This window comes from Paenibacillus amylolyticus (assembly GCF_001570725.1).
In the GTDB taxonomy this organism is placed as follows: Bacteria; Bacillota; Bacilli; order Paenibacillales; family Paenibacillaceae; genus Paenibacillus; species Paenibacillus amylolyticus_A.
In genome coordinates, this window is the sequence record NZ_BCNV01000001.1 from 2,602,529 (window position 1) to 2,618,787 (window position 16,259).

The 16,259-nt window shown below is 43.9% G+C and carries 15 protein-coding genes and 1 riboswitch; of the genes, 3 read left to right on the plus strand and 12 right to left on the minus strand.

The genetic code is table 11. The features are described 5' to 3' along the window. Positions 1 to 42: 42 nt before the first annotated feature. From PAHA3_RS11355 to PAHA3_RS11385, 7 genes are all read right to left on the minus strand, one after another. Positions 43 to 537 (minus strand): AAA family ATPase, encoded by a 495-nt coding sequence (locus tag PAHA3_RS11355; protein ID WP_062834829.1) that lies wholly within the window; start codon positions 535 to 537, stop codon positions 43 to 45. An 18-nt stretch (positions 538 to 555) separates the two neighbouring features. After that, complete coding sequence (locus tag PAHA3_RS11360; RefSeq protein WP_062834830.1) at positions 556 to 981, minus strand: NUDIX hydrolase; 426 nt, start codon at positions 979 to 981, stop codon at positions 556 to 558. A gap of 60 nt (positions 982 to 1,041) precedes the next feature. Continuing rightward, positions 1,042 to 1,821, minus strand: a complete 780-nt coding sequence (locus PAHA3_RS11365; RefSeq protein ID WP_062834831.1) for a phosphotransferase — start codon at positions 1,819 to 1,821, stop codon at positions 1,042 to 1,044. 21 nt (positions 1,822 to 1,842) lie between these two features. Then, positions 1,843 to 3,636: a serine hydrolase domain-containing protein gene (locus tag PAHA3_RS11370; protein WP_062834832.1), complete on the minus strand. Its 1,794-nt coding sequence runs from the start codon at positions 3,634 to 3,636 to the stop codon at positions 1,843 to 1,845. A gap of 23 nt (positions 3,637 to 3,659) precedes the next feature. After that, the gene (locus PAHA3_RS11375; RefSeq protein WP_062834833.1) at positions 3,660 to 4,463 is read right to left on the minus strand and encodes a class I SAM-dependent methyltransferase; all 804 of its coding nucleotides are present in this window, start codon (positions 4,461 to 4,463) and stop codon (positions 3,660 to 3,662) included. Positions 4,464 to 4,641: 178 nt separating this feature from the next. Further along, complete coding sequence (locus PAHA3_RS11380; protein ID WP_062834834.1) at positions 4,642 to 4,851, minus strand: hypothetical protein; 210 nt, start codon at positions 4,849 to 4,851, stop codon at positions 4,642 to 4,644. 141 nt (positions 4,852 to 4,992) lie between these two features. Then, entirely contained in the window at positions 4,993 to 6,270 is a 1,278-nt protein-coding gene (locus tag PAHA3_RS11385) for a WD40/YVTN/BNR-like repeat-containing protein (RefSeq protein WP_062834835.1), read from the minus strand. A gap of 337 nt (positions 6,271 to 6,607) precedes the next feature. On the opposite strand from PAHA3_RS11385, the gene PAHA3_RS11390 reads away from it, so the two are divergent. Beyond that, positions 6,608 to 7,537: an L-lactate dehydrogenase gene (locus PAHA3_RS11390; protein WP_062834836.1), complete on the plus strand. Its 930-nt coding sequence runs from the start codon at positions 6,608 to 6,610 to the stop codon at positions 7,535 to 7,537. 279 nt (positions 7,538 to 7,816) lie between these two features. On the opposite strand, the gene PAHA3_RS11395 is transcribed toward PAHA3_RS11390, so the two are convergent. The 5 genes from PAHA3_RS11395 to PAHA3_RS11415 form a co-directional block, all read right to left on the minus strand. After that, positions 7,817 to 8,737 (minus strand): tyrosine-type recombinase/integrase, encoded by a 921-nt coding sequence (locus PAHA3_RS11395; RefSeq protein ID WP_062834837.1) that lies wholly within the window; start codon positions 8,735 to 8,737, stop codon positions 7,817 to 7,819. Between the two features lie 57 nt (positions 8,738 to 8,794). After that, on the minus strand, positions 8,795 to 9,874 hold the full coding sequence (locus PAHA3_RS11400; protein ID WP_062834838.1) for a hypothetical protein: 1,080 nt from the start codon (positions 9,872 to 9,874) through the stop codon (positions 8,795 to 8,797). 260 nt (positions 9,875 to 10,134) lie between these two features. Then, complete coding sequence (locus PAHA3_RS11405) at positions 10,135 to 11,571, minus strand: amino acid permease (protein WP_062834839.1); 1,437 nt, start codon at positions 11,569 to 11,571, stop codon at positions 10,135 to 10,137. Positions 11,572 to 12,091: 520 nt separating this feature from the next. Continuing rightward, on the minus strand, positions 12,092 to 13,459 hold the full coding sequence (locus PAHA3_RS11410) for an amidohydrolase family protein (RefSeq protein WP_371327909.1): 1,368 nt from the start codon (positions 13,457 to 13,459) through the stop codon (positions 12,092 to 12,094). 120 nt (positions 13,460 to 13,579) lie between these two features. Further along, entirely contained in the window at positions 13,580 to 14,131 is a 552-nt protein-coding gene (locus tag PAHA3_RS11415; protein WP_062834841.1) for a CGNR zinc finger domain-containing protein, read from the minus strand. 137 nt (positions 14,132 to 14,268) lie between these two features. Between PAHA3_RS11415 and PAHA3_RS11420 the strand changes: the two genes are divergently transcribed. Together PAHA3_RS11420 and PAHA3_RS11425 are read left to right on the plus strand one after the other, a co-directional pair. Further along, complete coding sequence (locus PAHA3_RS11420; protein ID WP_062834842.1) at positions 14,269 to 14,769, plus strand: DinB family protein; 501 nt, start codon at positions 14,269 to 14,271, stop codon at positions 14,767 to 14,769. Between the two features lie 84 nt (positions 14,770 to 14,853). Beyond that, positions 14,854 to 15,007: riboswitch (FMN riboswitch) on the plus strand. A gap of 144 nt (positions 15,008 to 15,151) precedes the next feature. Continuing rightward, positions 15,152 to 16,132 carry a DMT family transporter gene (locus tag PAHA3_RS11425; protein ID WP_062834843.1) on the plus strand — a complete coding sequence of 327 codons (981 nt, stop codon included), beginning with the start codon at positions 15,152 to 15,154 and terminating at the stop codon, positions 16,130 to 16,132. Positions 16,133 to 16,259: the final 127 nt, after the last annotated feature.

Consider the following 16,259-nt stretch of genomic DNA (forward strand, 5'->3'; position numbering starts at 1 on the left):
GGTTCCTCCCACTCAATCTAACTATGAGCTTATTTTAGATGTTCATTCCTTACGCCAGTTGCTTAGAACCCATTCTTTAATCTGTTCAGCTACTTTCTCTGCTGTAAGTTCTGTCGTATCAATTGTTGGCATTTCCGGGTCGAAAGCAGTTTTCGAATTTTGGAGTAGCCAATTTGCAAAATTCTTGTGATCTTCAATCGAGTTCTCGTCCCACCCCCGTGATTTCAACCTCGTCTCACGTGTGACATCATTACAATGTAAGTTCATATAAAGAATCCGCTCAAATTGATCTATGTAATCTGATGTTGCAATGTTTTCGGGCACCAACGTTCCACATAAAACAGTCCCACGCCCGCTTAGCGATATACTATACGCAATCCTCAACCAATTTTCTTTGGCAATCTGCCAATCCACGTTATCGATGATATCCATATCAAAGACGTCAAACTCGGGAAGTTGCTTGCGTACAAGCGAAGAGATCGTGGTTTTTCCTGTTCCACTTGCGCCTGTCACTATAAATAAAGGTAATTTGTTCATTTCAGTCCTCCTAAGCTTTTAAATATTGTTTTTATCACTAAACTCAATACAAAAAGGTTGCATCTCAGGTTTTAAGCAATACTCTATTCTTTCTCTGAAATTTTTCCATTCGACTTTTAAAATGGCTTCTTCGATTGGAAAGAAACCTGATTCTAAACTCTCCGATGATATCGTTAATTGTCCGCCTATTGGTTTGGCTAAAAATAATGTGTTACATATTGAATTTTCGATATTTTGAAATATTCCACAGAATTTGATGATTTCAATGTCGATTCCGGACTCCTCTTTCGTTTCTCTGATCGCAGCTTGACTTAGAGATTCTCCTTCTTCTACTTGACCACCTGGCATTTCCCATCCTCTTCGTGGTCCTCTAATAAGTAATAATTCATTTTGTTCGTTGATCACGATTGCAGCGGCAGATACGATATGTTTTGGAGGGCTCATTTATTCGACTCCTTCTATAGGGATTGGATGTTCGCTTGAAGAGCATGATTTAAAGCCAAACTAAAAGAAGTTGTATATCCCGTCTTCAAAATAATTGTATTCTTCATCCGTTATTCTTAACTTTCCATAACCGTTATAAAATATTTCTCTATCTCTTTCATTATCAAAAGCATTATGTTTCGGTCTAATGGCTAATGCTACATCATATCTTGGATCGCCATATTCTGCTCCTGCCCAATCAATAACTCCAACAATATTGCAATCATTAACTAGCACATTATCTATAGTAAAATCTCCATGAATGAAAGTGTTATCTATTGGTATTGGTCTTGCTTCTTTCAACTGTCGAAGTAGTTCTGCTGATCCGTCTACAGCAAAGTGAGTTAGATTATATTCTGCTTTACTAAGCATTGTATCTAGCCAAGGAGTGTCATTGTTCAATAATTCAACAGGACAAGAGGATTCATGCATTTTCTTTAAACAGAGCCCAAAGTTAAAAATCGCTTTTTCTTTACTTTGAAGATCAGGCACCATAGAGAGGAATTCTCTTAAACTTATTCCATCAATATAATCCATCAAAAGCCATCTCGATCTATCCTCAACATGAAATGAATATGTCTTCGGAACAGGAAGTCCAGTATGGTAGAGGTATTGAAGCACCTTGTATTCATCGGATAACCATTCATTATAAAGATCGTTTTCTGTCTTCTTGATGATGTATTTTTTATCGAGCGTATGCAGAATAGCCACTGTAGAAGTATGACCTTGCTTAGGAAAAGTGATGTTCTGTACTTTCCCTATCTGTTTTATTATCTCAATTGGGAGATCCTGAATATTCATCGTTTCATCCTTTCTACCGCTCTAAAAGTACAAATCCCACCCCACAACAAAAGCAGCAAAGAGGAAAGCAGATATGCCAGACAAGATGTATACCGCCTTTTGCTTGTTACTGTAACTTCTCTTCAGCAGTTTGTAGAACATCAAAACAAGGTACGCCACAGCTAAAATCACATAAACCAGGTTCAAAATGAGATGTATGCGTAACGAAGAATAGGTGGAGAAGCCTAAGGCGCGCATGAACAATAGGATCGTATTCAAAATTAATGCCAGACTGGCAATATTAATGGCAATATGATACTTATCAAATCCTGTACCTGGTCTTTCCCAGTTTTTTAATTTGTATTTGGATAACCGAATAAAATAACCAATTGTAGCTCTCAAACCGAGTAGGATGGCTACTGCAAGAGCAATAAAAGATGCTTTGATCCAATTTATCGTTAAGTTGGATACGGGCAAAAAGTCATTATAAGACATAGAGACCTTCTCAACAGTGCCATTTCGCTCAACAACATTTGCAAAATTACTAAGGTCAAACGTTGTATACTTCTGCAGACTTAACATTGAATATGCCTTCGTAAAACCGGAAACGACCCGTCGCGCAGGCAGATAATATCCTCCACTCTCAGATTCAACTGAGTTCGTGCTGAAACTATTTCCAAACACCTTCTGGACAAGACCAATGTTATAAGCCATTTCATTTGACTGGTTTGTCATGACCACGAACCCAAAATTAGACTTCGGGTCAAAAACAAATCTACTTGAAAATCCCGCCGTACTTCCCGCGTGTTCCAATGCAGGCACCCAGTACTCTACTTCAAAGAAGCCATGCGCAATTCGAGGAGTAGAAGTTCCATCGTAATATAGACTTGTAGACAGCATCTCGTCTAACGTGTCCTTGTTCGCAAATAATAAATTGCTACGATCCACAGGCATCAAGGCTGTGAGGAATTTAGCTGCATCCTCAGCTGTGCCAATGGCGCCCCCAGCAGGGTATAAGCTTATGTATGCTCTGTTCTTAGGGATGAGTTTCAAATGGGTAGTGTACCCCTGAATCTCATTTCTTCTTTTCAAGACATTTAGATTATCATACTGTGACGGGTGAATCGAAGTGTCTTTCATGTTCAGCGGTTTAAATATATGTTCACTGACATATTTGTAAAAGGGTTGTCCGCTTTGCAATTCAACGATGTAAGCAGCCATAGCCGTACCATAGTTTGAATAAGCAACGACACTCCCAGGTTTATCGATCTGCCTCGGCTCAAATTTTTGTAAAGCCTCACCTAATTCCACAATATCACTCTCGGATGAATACCATAAATCGATCAATCTATCCTCCCACCCTGCGTTATGATGCATAAGGTTCATTAAGGTAATGGGAGCATCGTACTCAAGCTTCTTTAGGAATCCTTCCGGCAAATATTCCTGAATATCGGTATGCAAATCAAGCTTCCCCTGCTCGACAAGTTGCATAACACTCGTCCAGACCAATAGTTTAGAGGTTGAACCCCATTCAAACACAGTAGAGGTGTCTGCCTTTCTCTGTTGCTCAAGATCTGCGTATCCATAGGCCTTATTCACAATCGTCTCACCGTTCTTGATAGCTACAACCGAAACGGCAGCGGTGTTCTTCTGATTCGTAGCCACATATGAATCTATCGTTTCCTCTAGCGAAGACAAGGCAATTCTGGAGGGCGTAGTCTCCACATTTTCTACCTCAGCGTACACAGGTACTGAACATGTCACAATGATTAATGCGAGTACCAGAATACCAACGATTATTTTATTAAGAGCATGATATCTTCGATTAATTTGCATTGGCTACTCCCCTTATCTTTCTTCTATAGTTTTCGTGCTTTTATCACAAAGGTTACAGGGAGCATCTTTGCTTTATTGGCAAAATCATCATTTTGCAGTTGCATCAAGTCATCATCAGATTCCTCAATGAATTGCTCAATGACAAATCCTGCTTTTGCCAACGCATTCACATATGTTGATAGTTTACGATCCGATAAGGCTAGCTTACTTTCGCCAAGAGTTACCGAGTACCAAGATTCATCAAAGTAACATTTTTCAAAAACAAGTCTATCCTCTTCTGCAGCAACACATTTGTGGATAGGATGAGACCAACTAAAGATAAATACGCCATCCTTCTTAAGATAGGAAGCAATCTGGAGAAAAGTCCCTTCAAGATCCGTTGTCCAGCCGATCGCATAAATCGAATAAACGATGTCAAAATAATCCTTGGGTATGCCACAATCTTCTTCCATAGGTGAACAGAGTAAGGTCGCTGAAAGACCACACGACGTCAAAAGCTGTTGTGTCTTTTCAATTTGATTTTCCGATAAGTCTGTCCCCCATAGTACACTCGCTTGACGTTCTCCCAAATACCGTAAGGATTGACCGCTTCCACAGCCTATTTCCAGTATCTTTTTTTCCGAGATTTCTCCAAAAAGATGGTGCTTTTCTTCGGAGACAAATGCTCCATAGAGCGGAAGTGCTGTCGCTCCTAAAACATCATTTCCTGCGGTATTCCAAAACAAGCCATTGGTTTCATGAATACTTCCTTTATCCATGTCGACCGAGATGGCATCAACCTGCCTACCGCCGATCATGTTTGTTCTAACAGTAGAACTCTTCTCCATGTCATCGTCCTCCAAACCAAGAGTCAATTGAATTAATTCCACATTTTGAGTAATTTACCTTAATTATTTCTATAATAACCCATACTGCAATAATTGCGTAGTACATTTAAAAGCGCATACATTGCTCTCCAAATCAAAAAGAACCCTCCCGCAGGAGCGTTCTCCGTGAATGATTAGCCTAAGCGTACATCAAGTTCATATACCCGCGAGTTACATCTCCACCTTCGGCTGGTTCGGGCTGGTCTGCCTGTGCGTGTTCTGCCATGCAAGCCCTCACCGCTTCCTCTGTCGTACAACGATTGGCATCGTCACATGTGTAGCATAATTGAAGCATATATCTGGTTAATTCATCCGCCTGCGTGAATTGAGTTTGACCGTTGGTTCTCATCTTCATCACTCCTTCTCTTGTTGAGTTAAATATATCACCTTCCAGTGGTTTTATTTGTGATTTATTTCACAAACTAAACAAAAAAAGAAAAGGAACCCTCAGGCTCCTCTACTTTCACTATCAATTTACATCACATTGTACTTATAGTACTTTCCAATGTACACCGCCATCTACCGTTTGCAATAACAACGATCTTTTGGCATCCGTATTTTCAACCAATATCCAGCCAAGCTTGGAGGTAACCATCTGAATTTTCACAATCTCCGGATAGTCTTCGAGAATTTTCTCAAGCACATTGCTTGCAGGAAGAGCATTCCACGTTTTACCCGCATCCTTGGTGTGGTAGGTTATGCCCTTTTGCATGGCCCAACCTTCCGATGCATTCAAAAATACAGGTGAAAGATTGCGATTCGCACCCGTTTGTTTGTTTAAAGTAAAATTGGACAGCTTCCAGCTCTTTCCGCCATCGGCGGTAAAGAATCCATTGAATGTCGTGCTCTCCCCTTGGGAACATGACATGGACATCCAGGCTGACTTCGCCTCACGTCCAAAAAATTGTGGTGAACTGATACTAAAATTACCACATCCATTGAACTTGTTTCGATCAAAAAAGGAAGGTCCTTTATCCCAGTTCACTCCACCGTCTGAGGTCACATACAGCTTCGGTGTACCGAACTCAATTGCGGTCAGGAAACCATGCTTCGGATCTGAAAAGGTCAGCCCGGTTGTATATCCGCGGTTGGATATCTCTTCTGCTTCCTTATTGCCATCTTCATCACTGGATGACATCCGATCCCAAGTGATCCCACCATCCTTGGTAAAGTAAAGCTTCTTGTCCTGTTTACCAATAGCGGTATCAACCGTGGTAAGAATCCAGCCTTTTTCCGGAGATACAAAGGAGATCGCGGTCACTTTATCCGTCTTGGACAGCGATGACAGACTCCAACTTACCCCTCCATTGTTCGTACGAAGTACCATGGTGTCTGTTCCACCCATGCCTTCACGAACAATCCAACCATGCGTACGATCTACAAAATAAATGCTTTGTCCATATTTAGGGTTAGCCGGAAATTGTACATTTTCCGAAGGTGAAATATTGGTCCAGGTCTTCCCCTGGTCCTGTGTGTAGTACAGTCGCAGCGCATTCCGCGTCACACCCCATGCCAATCCTCCGTTGTCATTGAGCAACTGAAAATCGGTCAAACGGGTCTGTATTTGATACTTGGCCATATCCGCAGATTCTGTACTGTTGACAGGGGGAACGACGGTTAATGTCTGCCCTGTATTCCCGGCATCCTCCTGCTGTTGCGGAGGTTCTGCTTCCGGAGGTTGATCTGAGTCAGTGCATGCAGCCAGTAAAGCTGCTATACCTATAGACAGCAATGCTGTCTGCGCGATTTTAATCCATTGCGAACGCAAGTGGGTTCCACCTCTCTCATCCAATATCCAGGCGCGCATGCCTGTCCTATGGCATTTTATTTACGATTCATCAGAATCCACTGCTCCTATTCTACCACAAACCTTGTGTAAAAGGCTCATTGCCCACTCTTGGCCGGCCCGCTCCCTTCTTTCAACTGATGATCTGGGCTATATATGTCGCATATTTATTATCATCAAATTCACCCTAAACTGTTTTTCGACGGAATAATTGGTAAAAAGACATGAAATGTGAACTATTTTATAGACAACACTCGCTTTATATTCTGTAATCCCTTAATATGGATGGGAGTATAACCCAAAAGGAGAGGATATGAACATGACAAACAGTGCAGCTCTGAAACCAAGTCGTGTCGTTATTGTAGGCATGGGTGCGGTGGGAACAACAACGGGATACACGCTAATGTTGAGACAGCGTTCGTCCGAGTTGGTATTTGTGGATGTGAATCATGATAAGGCAACCGGCGAAATGCTGGATATGAACCACGGTCTTCCGTTTACGGGTGGCGTGAAAGTATGGGCTGGCGATTACTCCGACTGTAAAGATGCGGATATTATTATTATTACAGCGGGTGCCTCCCAAAAACCGGGCGAAACTCGGATTGATCTGCTGAAGAAAAATGCAAGCATTTTCAAAGATATTATTGAGCGTATTACAGAAGTGAATTCTCATGGTATTTTGCTGATTGCAACCAATCCTGTAGATATTTTGTCCTATACTTCATGGAAACAAAGTGGATGGCCTGCTTCCCGTGTTATCGGTTCAGGTACATTGCTCGATAGTGCACGTTTCCGTTACCTGATTGGTAAAAATAAAGGGATCGACCCGCGTAGTATTCACGCCCACATTATTGGTGAGCATGGCGATTCCGAAGTACCGGTATGGAGCCTTGCTAACGTTGCAGGAACTGATCTGGAATTGGATGAAGAAACACAAAAGGATATCTTCGACCGTACCAAAAATGCCGCGTATGAGATTATAAATGCCAAAGGAGCGACTTCCTATGCAATCGCCCTTGCTCTGGACCGAATTGTAGCTGCAATTCTCGGCAACGAAGGCTCCGTTCTGAACGTATCCACGTACCTTGAAGACTACAATGGTGTATCGGATGTTTATCTTGGCGTTCCTTGTGTCGTAGATCGCAACGGTGTGCGCGAAATTCTGCCTCTTCCGTTGAATGAAACCGAAAAAGTGGCGTTCCAGGCTTCTGCTAACAAATTAAAAGAACAGATCGCCGGCTTGGAATAATCCATTTACGCAATCATTCATGACGTGAAAGATTCAGCAGGTTAAATGTTGTAAATTAATATATCTGTCCTAGCCAAAAGGACCATTTGTTTCTTTCAGTGAGAAGGGGCGAATGGTTCTTTGGTTTGATTTGAATTATAAGAATGATTACTTAAGATATTAGATACTAAATTTAGTTTACATAATATTAACTATGTTTAAATCTCCATCATCCAAAAGAAATACAAAAAGTCTGTCACTTGGACAGACTCCTCATGGGATTAATTATCGGCTTTTTTTCTAATAAGTCGGAAGTTTTACGTCAAGTAACGCCATAGCCTCTTCTTTTTCCCTACTGGTGACATGTGTATAGACGGTGGTTGTTTGAATCGATGCGTGACCGAGCAGCTCCTGCACCGTACGCAAGTCGGCTCCCCGCCGTAACATCATGGTCGCGAAGGAGTGACGCAGTTTATGACTGGAGTAGTTTTGACGTTGATTCGCCGGTGATTCCTGCTGGAAGCGTTCAAAGGTTTCCGTGGATATGAGCTGAATACTGCGAATCGACAGTCTCTTCCCTTTTTGCGAGACAAATAGTGCTTCCTCTTTCGGTCGCCAAGGATCCAGACGCTCAGCCATAGCTTGAGATAACACGTCTGCCACGGTCTCCGGTACAGGCAGCGAGCGCCATTTCCGGCCTTTACCGAATACATCCAAAGTACGCCGCTCCGCGTTATAGTCTTTGCAGTCCAGAGCATGCACTTCTCCAACCCTTAATCCCATATATCCCATCAGCAGAAAAACAGCCAAATTACGTGTACGATACTTGCCTTCCACCGACTCCAGAAAACGTGTCAACCCACTTTCATCAAGGAAAACAGGTGCACGGTTTTTTTCGGTTTTGGATTTTTTGATCCCAAACGCCGGATTATTCGTTAACAATTCGAGTTCAATGAGGGACTTGTAAAAACAGTTCACCGCCGCATGTTTGCGATTTCTCGTGGTATCACTAACCCCACGCTCCCGAGCGTGGGACAGAAAAGACAGCACATGCAGCTTTTTGACCTGCTCCAGTGACTTTCCTTGAATGGAGACCAGGAATTCTACCACGTCACCGGTGTATGATTTTACCGTATGGCCTGTATACCCGGCGTCCTTCATCCATATGTGAAAAGCTTCTAGCTCGTCCGCATATTGCTCCTGGATCTCCTCAGTCATCATCTGTTTACGTCACCTCGATTCGATTCTATTTATTAAAGTCTAAGCTAAGCAGCGAACTTACGCTTCATCCACAATGACAACGTCAATCAGCGGAATGATTGCTTCGGGTTTGCCCTGACTACGGGTAAGTACAAACGATGGCAATGGATTCTCGTGCAGTCCATTCACAGATTCACAGATTTGAGTATATAAATCCATATGCAACGTTTCGCCTTCACCTGCCACATCAACGACCGGCCAATCGTTCTGAACGCAAGCGGGCCAGTACGCCAGTTCATTCGCGGGCACGATACTCAGTTGCTGAATGGATGGATCGATATGGTAGACCCCTTGCCGTTCAGGTTCATCGCCCAGCTTGTCCACGGCAAGTATTCGAGCAGACTGCTCATCTGGTGCAGAATAGAGTGAATAACACCACGGAGTCACGCCCCAGGCGATCGCCATCAGCCCCTCTTCCAGCAACGTATCCGACAGTTCCCCTTCCGCAAATTGTTCGATCAGATTATGGTTACCTGGTCCCATCAGTTCCTCTACACGCTTAGCTAGCCGAGGCAGGTCAGCGAGAATGAATCCCCCTCTGCCATAGGAGTCAAATACATGATGCTTTCTGCTCCACACAGCTTGAGATGGCAAAGCCAACGACGCTGATTCTGCCGGGAAAAGCGATATATATACGGTGATAACTTGCGCATACTTAACCATTGCAAGTTGTTCAGGTTCGAGTGTGCCTTCGGCAATACGAGGTGTTTTCATATGCAGGGAGATTCGAAGTTCGTATTCCCCCTCTGTAAATGTTGCCCAACCAAAATTAACAGGCTGTTCAACACCTTCAATAGATGTAATGGAGATCGTGCTATCCGGTTTCAGGTTAACAGCATATTGTACATAAGCGAGCTCCTGACCATAGATGATATTGGCATCTTGACGATCGACCGGTGAATCCAACTGTTGTGCAATGACAGATACTTTACGTCCATCCTTCAGAAGACGCTGCGGATCAATATCCAACTGTAAGGCTTGTGAATTCCCCGAATCTGAGACAAGCAACTGAGCCTCCGAAAGTACGGCTGAATCAGCCAGTGCAAACCCAAAAGTTGCATTTTGATGATCTGAATTCGTATGTAATGGTGTGTTCATGATACATCCCCTCTCTTATGTCTGATGGCATGTCACATCCCCAAATATATTTCATATTTGACTTAGCCGCAACCCCGGCTCCTTGATTAAGATTGTCATGCCCCTTATTACTTACCCATATATGAAGAAAATTCCAACCTTCCCCTGCTGTTATCGTCCTTTATCTTTCTATATAAAAAAAATCCCCATCCCGCTCCGCCTAAGCGATACGACATGAGGAAAAATGAAGATGTTCTCGGTTAAATATGTTCTCGATTAATCTATTTATCCTTCGCTCTGAAAGCACTGGAGATCCGGCGTGCCGGATTCAGATGACTGTAGTGCCGTCCATACGCAAAGTAGATAATCAATCCGATGATCAACCAGGCAAAGAACGTAATCCATGTCAGCGCCGCAAGGCGTGTCATCAAGTATACACAGCCCAGAGCACTCAAAATCGGAATCAGTGGCACAAGTGGAACACGGAAGCCACGTTTGAGATCCGGGTTATTTTTACGCAACACGATAATGCCCAGACTTACGACTGCAAAAGCAAACAACGTTCCGATGTTCGTAAGCTCCGCCAGATGTCCCAGCGAGATGAAACCGGAGAACAAAGCGACGATAATGCCCGCAACCCATGTCCCTACAGCTGGTGTCTGACTCTTGCCACTAACCTTGGAGAAGACCGGAGACAGCAGCCCGTCACGAGACATGGAGTAGAGTAGACGTGTCTGACCATACATCATGACCAGCAATACGGTCGTAATGCCAGTAATCGCTCCCAGAGATACAATCCATGACAATCCCTTTAATTGAACAAATTCAAATGCAAACGCAACGGGATCACTTACATTCAACATGTTATACGGCACGATGCCTGTGAGGATCAACGATACAACAATGTAGAGAACGGTACAGATCGCGAGTGAAGCAATAATTCCGATCGGCAAATCCCGTTGTGGCCGCTTAACTTCTTCTGCCGCAGTGGAGACCGCATCAAATCCGATATAGGCAAAAAATACCGTAGCTGCTCCCGCAGTTACACCTGAAATACCAAAAGGCAAAAATGGCTGCCAATTAGTAGGTTCTACATAGAAAACTCCTACACCAATGAAGATCAGCACCACGATAATTTTAATCGCTACCATGATGCCGTTCGCACGGGCTGCTTCCTTCACTCCTCGGGTGAGCAGGAATGTGATGATTAACGTAATGACCGCAGCCGTGATGTCAAAATAAGTACCCTTTTCTGGACTAAACGCACTCGTCAGCGCATGGGGTAACTCCAGCCCAAATCCGGACAATAACGTTTGAAAATAGCCCGACCATCCGCTGGCTACCGCCGCACTCGCGAATCCATATTCCAATATCAGATCCCATCCCAGAATCCAGGCAATCACTTCGCCAAAAGCCGTATAGCTATACGTGTACGCACTACCCGATGCCGGTATGCTTGATGCAAATTCCGAGTAACATAATGCGGCGAAGGCACATATGATACCTGCCAGCAAAAATGACAGTACAAGTCCCGGGCCAGCATACGTTGCGGCAGCTACACCGGTGAGTACGAAAATGCCTGTACCAATAATGGCACCTACCCCGAGTGTGGTTAAGTCCAACGGACCGAGCGCCCGTTTCAGTGCACTGTTGTTATCGCCCCCGGAGCCAATTGGTTTTTTACGAAATAAAGAAGATCGTTGTTCGTTCTCACGCATAGTCATGTTCCTCTCGTCATGAATCTTGAATGTGCTATGGATGTAGCAGAGATTGGATGGCTTCCCATCTGTTCTATGAAAAAGTCATTTGTTCTATCTTATCGATCACCTATAAAAACCTATCGAATTCTACACGTTATCGCGTTGCTTGGTTAAATTTATTTTTGGAGATCACTTATTTTGTTCTTTTTCCGCGAAAATTATCATGATCTGTTGCACGTGGTTGAATATGAAAATGGATTTAAAACAAAACTGCGTATAATTTATATTATGCGCAGTTTTTTTGAGTCTTATTTTCTGAGAAAATTATATTAATATGGTTGTTATATGAAGTTAAGAAAATGAGAGCTCTTTTCGTCTTTTTCCGCTGTCCCTTCCTCCCTGAACCTGTCTAATTCGACGATATGAAGGCATGTAAAAGAGCCACATATCATTATGCGGCCCTTTATCTTTTACTATAGGTAGAGGTGTATATGAAAATAGAAACTAAACTTATTTCAAATTTATATTAAAAAATGATTCACGAGAAAGCGATTCTCTCCGCGTCCGACATCCGGTATTGCGATAACAAATAATCTTTGCTTTGCATCGCCGCATGACGAATCGAATCCAGATCAACATTCAACAGCTTACCATCTCGCTTCACGAGTCTACCTGCCACAAAGACTGTATCCACGTTGGATGGATTGGCAAATTGCACAACAGCGCCGATTGGATCATGAACGGGGAACATATTCAGATCGGTGGTACGAATCATGATCAGATCTGCTTCCTTCCCTGGGGTTAACGTACCCACCTTCTGCTCCAATCCCAATGCTTGGGCACCAGCTGAAGTTGCAAATCTCAGCACTTGGCTGGACTGCAAGTTCAACTCACCAGGCATCTCACCCTGCTGCAGAAGTTGTTCATTGGCTCTGGATCGTTCAGCCTGAAGTGCAAACTTCATCTGCGAGAACATATCTCCGCCTGTGGACGTCACTACATCTACACCAAGTGTAGGGGTTCCCCCATGTTCAAGAAAATAGCCGGTGGCCGGATATCCATGCCCCATCATCATTTCAACCTCAGGTGTGACCGACAAGGAAGCACCGCTATCTGCCAGCATTTTGTATTCATCCATGCCCATGGTGTTACCGTGAACAATATTCACTCGTGGACTTAACAACCCCGCTTCATACAAGTGACTAATCGAGCGATCTACAGATCCCCAACTGCCAAATCCGGCATGCATGGAACAGATGGCATCCAGCTCTTGAGCTAGCTCGATCTCCTTCACGGTTGTATCCCAGTGACTGAACTCTGGACCACGAATAGCAAGCCCGTAGGTGAGCAATTGATCTCGCGATGAAAAATATCGTTCTTTGACTCTTCGCACATCATTCGAATAAGTGAGTTGACTATCGCGATTCCAGTAGTTCGTCTCACCAGGTACTCCGTGAGCAAATACCGCCCGAATCCCTGCATCCTGAAGTCCACGAATCAGCTCATCCGTGTGCTCGGAAGAATACGGCATGCTCCAATCCAACACTGTCGTCACTCCTGCATTAAGCGCTTCCAAGGAACCGAGCAGGTTAGCAATATAACTATCTTGTGGACGGAGCTTGCTTCCCATCGCACCATAATAGAGATTTTGCAAATAAACGGGCAAGGACCAGTTGGTTCCCGCTGTTTTGACAAGTGATTCCCACACATGCCGATGTGTGTCCACCAGCCCAGGCATAATAATCATGGATGAAGCATCAATGACCTCCGCATCCGGAATATCCAGGTCGGGCTGAACCGCCGTGATCAAGGAATCCTGGATCAGAACGTCCGCCCTCTTATACTGTCCAACTCGAGCATCCATCGACAACACACAGCCATTTTTCAACAGATAACTTGTCCGCACAAGACACATCTCCCATCTGATTTGGTTTGAAAGACGATCATATCCTGCATACGAATCTGTACTGCTTCTGACTATTTTTTCGCTAGTATATATACATTATATAGTTATTGTTAATATTTTTCAATTTTGTATTTTACGTTTAGCCCGAAATCTTCTGACCTTCATCAGGTTTCCACACATCTTATCATCACAGTACTTCTGTGTTCTGCTTCGGGTATCATCATAGAACATCCAGCGACAATCCGAATTATCACAAATCCGAATCCTGCCCCCTTCTCCCTCCACCAAAGTTATAGCAAAATCAGCAGCTACTTCAGCCATAACCTGATGCCAATGAGCTTCTAAGGCTACCAGTTGGAGCTTCAGTTCTTGATCAATTGTAGTCAATGTTCTTCTCACATGCCCTGCTTCCATAACGCCATTCAACCAATTACGTTCCTTATCTGTTATGGATACTCCGGAAGATAAACGGGCTCCAAGGGACAGCAATTCATCCCGGAAGTTTCTCATCGACAACTCATCTTCTGGGGACGCAGGAACAGAAGCTTGCAGCTGCCAACGATCCAGAAAATCTTGCTGCCAGCCCGCCTTCCCGAGCCTGTCCTCTGATCGATCCCCACCACGCCAATCATGATAATCACTGTTTACAAAATCGGTCCATAACCTGTCCATATATGCCTCCGTCCCATGTAACCATCTTATTTATCAAAGAAGGTTACATCTTATCTTTGATGTGTTATATTAAGTGTAACCTTATTAAGTTGTTTTAGCTAGTTACACCATAATATCACTCAAGGAGGAATACATGAATGACGAAAACAACAGCATTAGATGTGTTACTTATTCAAAAGGATGATACCTGGAATCAATGCAACTGGATTGTACCTTTGTCGAAATCCTTGGAGGGTCTTACAGCAGAACAAGCAGCCTGGATTCCACCCTCAGGGGGATTAAGCATCTGGCAGTTGGTTAACCATATGTATTATTACAACCATCGCTTATTATGTCGCATGCAAGGTAAGGAACCTATCCTGCCCGCTGTAGACTCCAATGAATACACATTTGGGAATTTTGGAGATCCAACGGACGCAGATGGATGGAATACATTGCTACAGGGTACAACCCGATTAGCCCAACAGTTACGGGATCAATTGGCGGCGTTACAGGAGTCAGATCTTGAAGCCGCTTATATGGATTCCGAAGAAAAATGGGCACACGAACTTGCTCGCTGGGTACTCCATGATGCGTATCACGCAGGTCAGATCGTGCTTCTTCGCAGACAGCAAGGAAGCTGGAATATCATTTATTAAAAATAATGCTTGAACTGCTAGCGCTTACAGGAATAAGATGAACTTATTAATGTTACAGCTTGTTCAACACACTATATAATTGAATAGGATCTTCGGGGTAGGGTGCAATTCCCGACCGGCGGTGATGTTCTTCGGAACCAGCCCGCGACTCGCTACATGTTCTTAACGAAGGACATCTAGCGACTGACTTGGTGTGAATCCAAGGCCGACGGTACAGTCCGGATGAGAGAAGATCAACACATTGACATGCCGTTCACGGGAAGGCCTCTTTCCTGACGCATGTCCTTGGATGAGCCCCCGTTTATTTGGTATATACCAAAACGGGGGCTTTTGTCGATTTTGCCAACTGAAGATTCCGTGTTCTGACGAAGGAGTCCTGAATATGGAAAAGACATCATCAGCATCAACGGTTTACCGCAAGGAACGAAGTAACACTGGATTCTGGCTAGTTGTGCTCGGCGCCGCCCTATGGGGTGTGGATCCACTGTTCCGTATTATTTTGCTTAAAACGATGACATCCACACAGATTGTACTGGTGGAACATATCATTGTCAGTCTCATCGCCATTCCCGTGCTGTGGAAATTCCGGGCTGATCTGAAAAACTTGCGCGCACGCCACTGGATTGCCGTGATCTTTATCTCATGGGGAGGATCAGCACTCGCGACAGTATTGTTCACCATGGCACTTACACATAACGATCCGAACACGGTCTTGTTACTGCAAAAAATGCAGCCGCTCTTCGCCATTGTTCTGGCTAAGTTATTATTAAAAGAAACGCTGCCTCGTCGCTTTGGCGGACTTTTCTTCATTGCATTATTAGGTACGTATCTACTTACATTCGGCTTTACATTGCCGCTGGGTAACTGGGACAACTGGATTCATGCAGGCAGCCTGTTATCCCTTGGAGCCGCTGCTTTATGGGGAGGTTCAACGGTTATGGGCCGACTGATGTTAGGGCAGGCGCGTTATGAGACAGTCACCTCCCTACGCTTCGTTGTTGCTCTTCCGCTCCTGATATTTATGACATGGAACGAAGGTGCTGCCTGGACACTCCCATCCGGGACAGGAGAACAGACTGCTGTCATCCTCAATATTCTCGGTCAGGCTTTGTTACCAGGATTACTCAGTCTTCTGTTGTATTACAAAGGTCTGTCGTCAACCAAAGCATCTGTTGCAACACTCGCTGAACTTAGCTTCCCCATGGCGGGTGTGTTGGTGAACTGGATTGCTTTCCGCACATTGATTACATGGGAGCAGCTGCTTGGCTTTATCCTGATCTGGGTCGCCCTCTTCGCCATTTCCAAACAGCAGGAACGTTCATCGACAACGGCCGATGCGGCACCGAAGCTTCGAACAGAATAAGCGGATATATCCGAGAATCAGATATAAACCAATAATCAAATATAAAATAAAACCATTGCACATCGCATTAGATGAGCAGTGGTTTTTTTATTTCCATTATCAATAACTCCAACCTTTATCAATATCT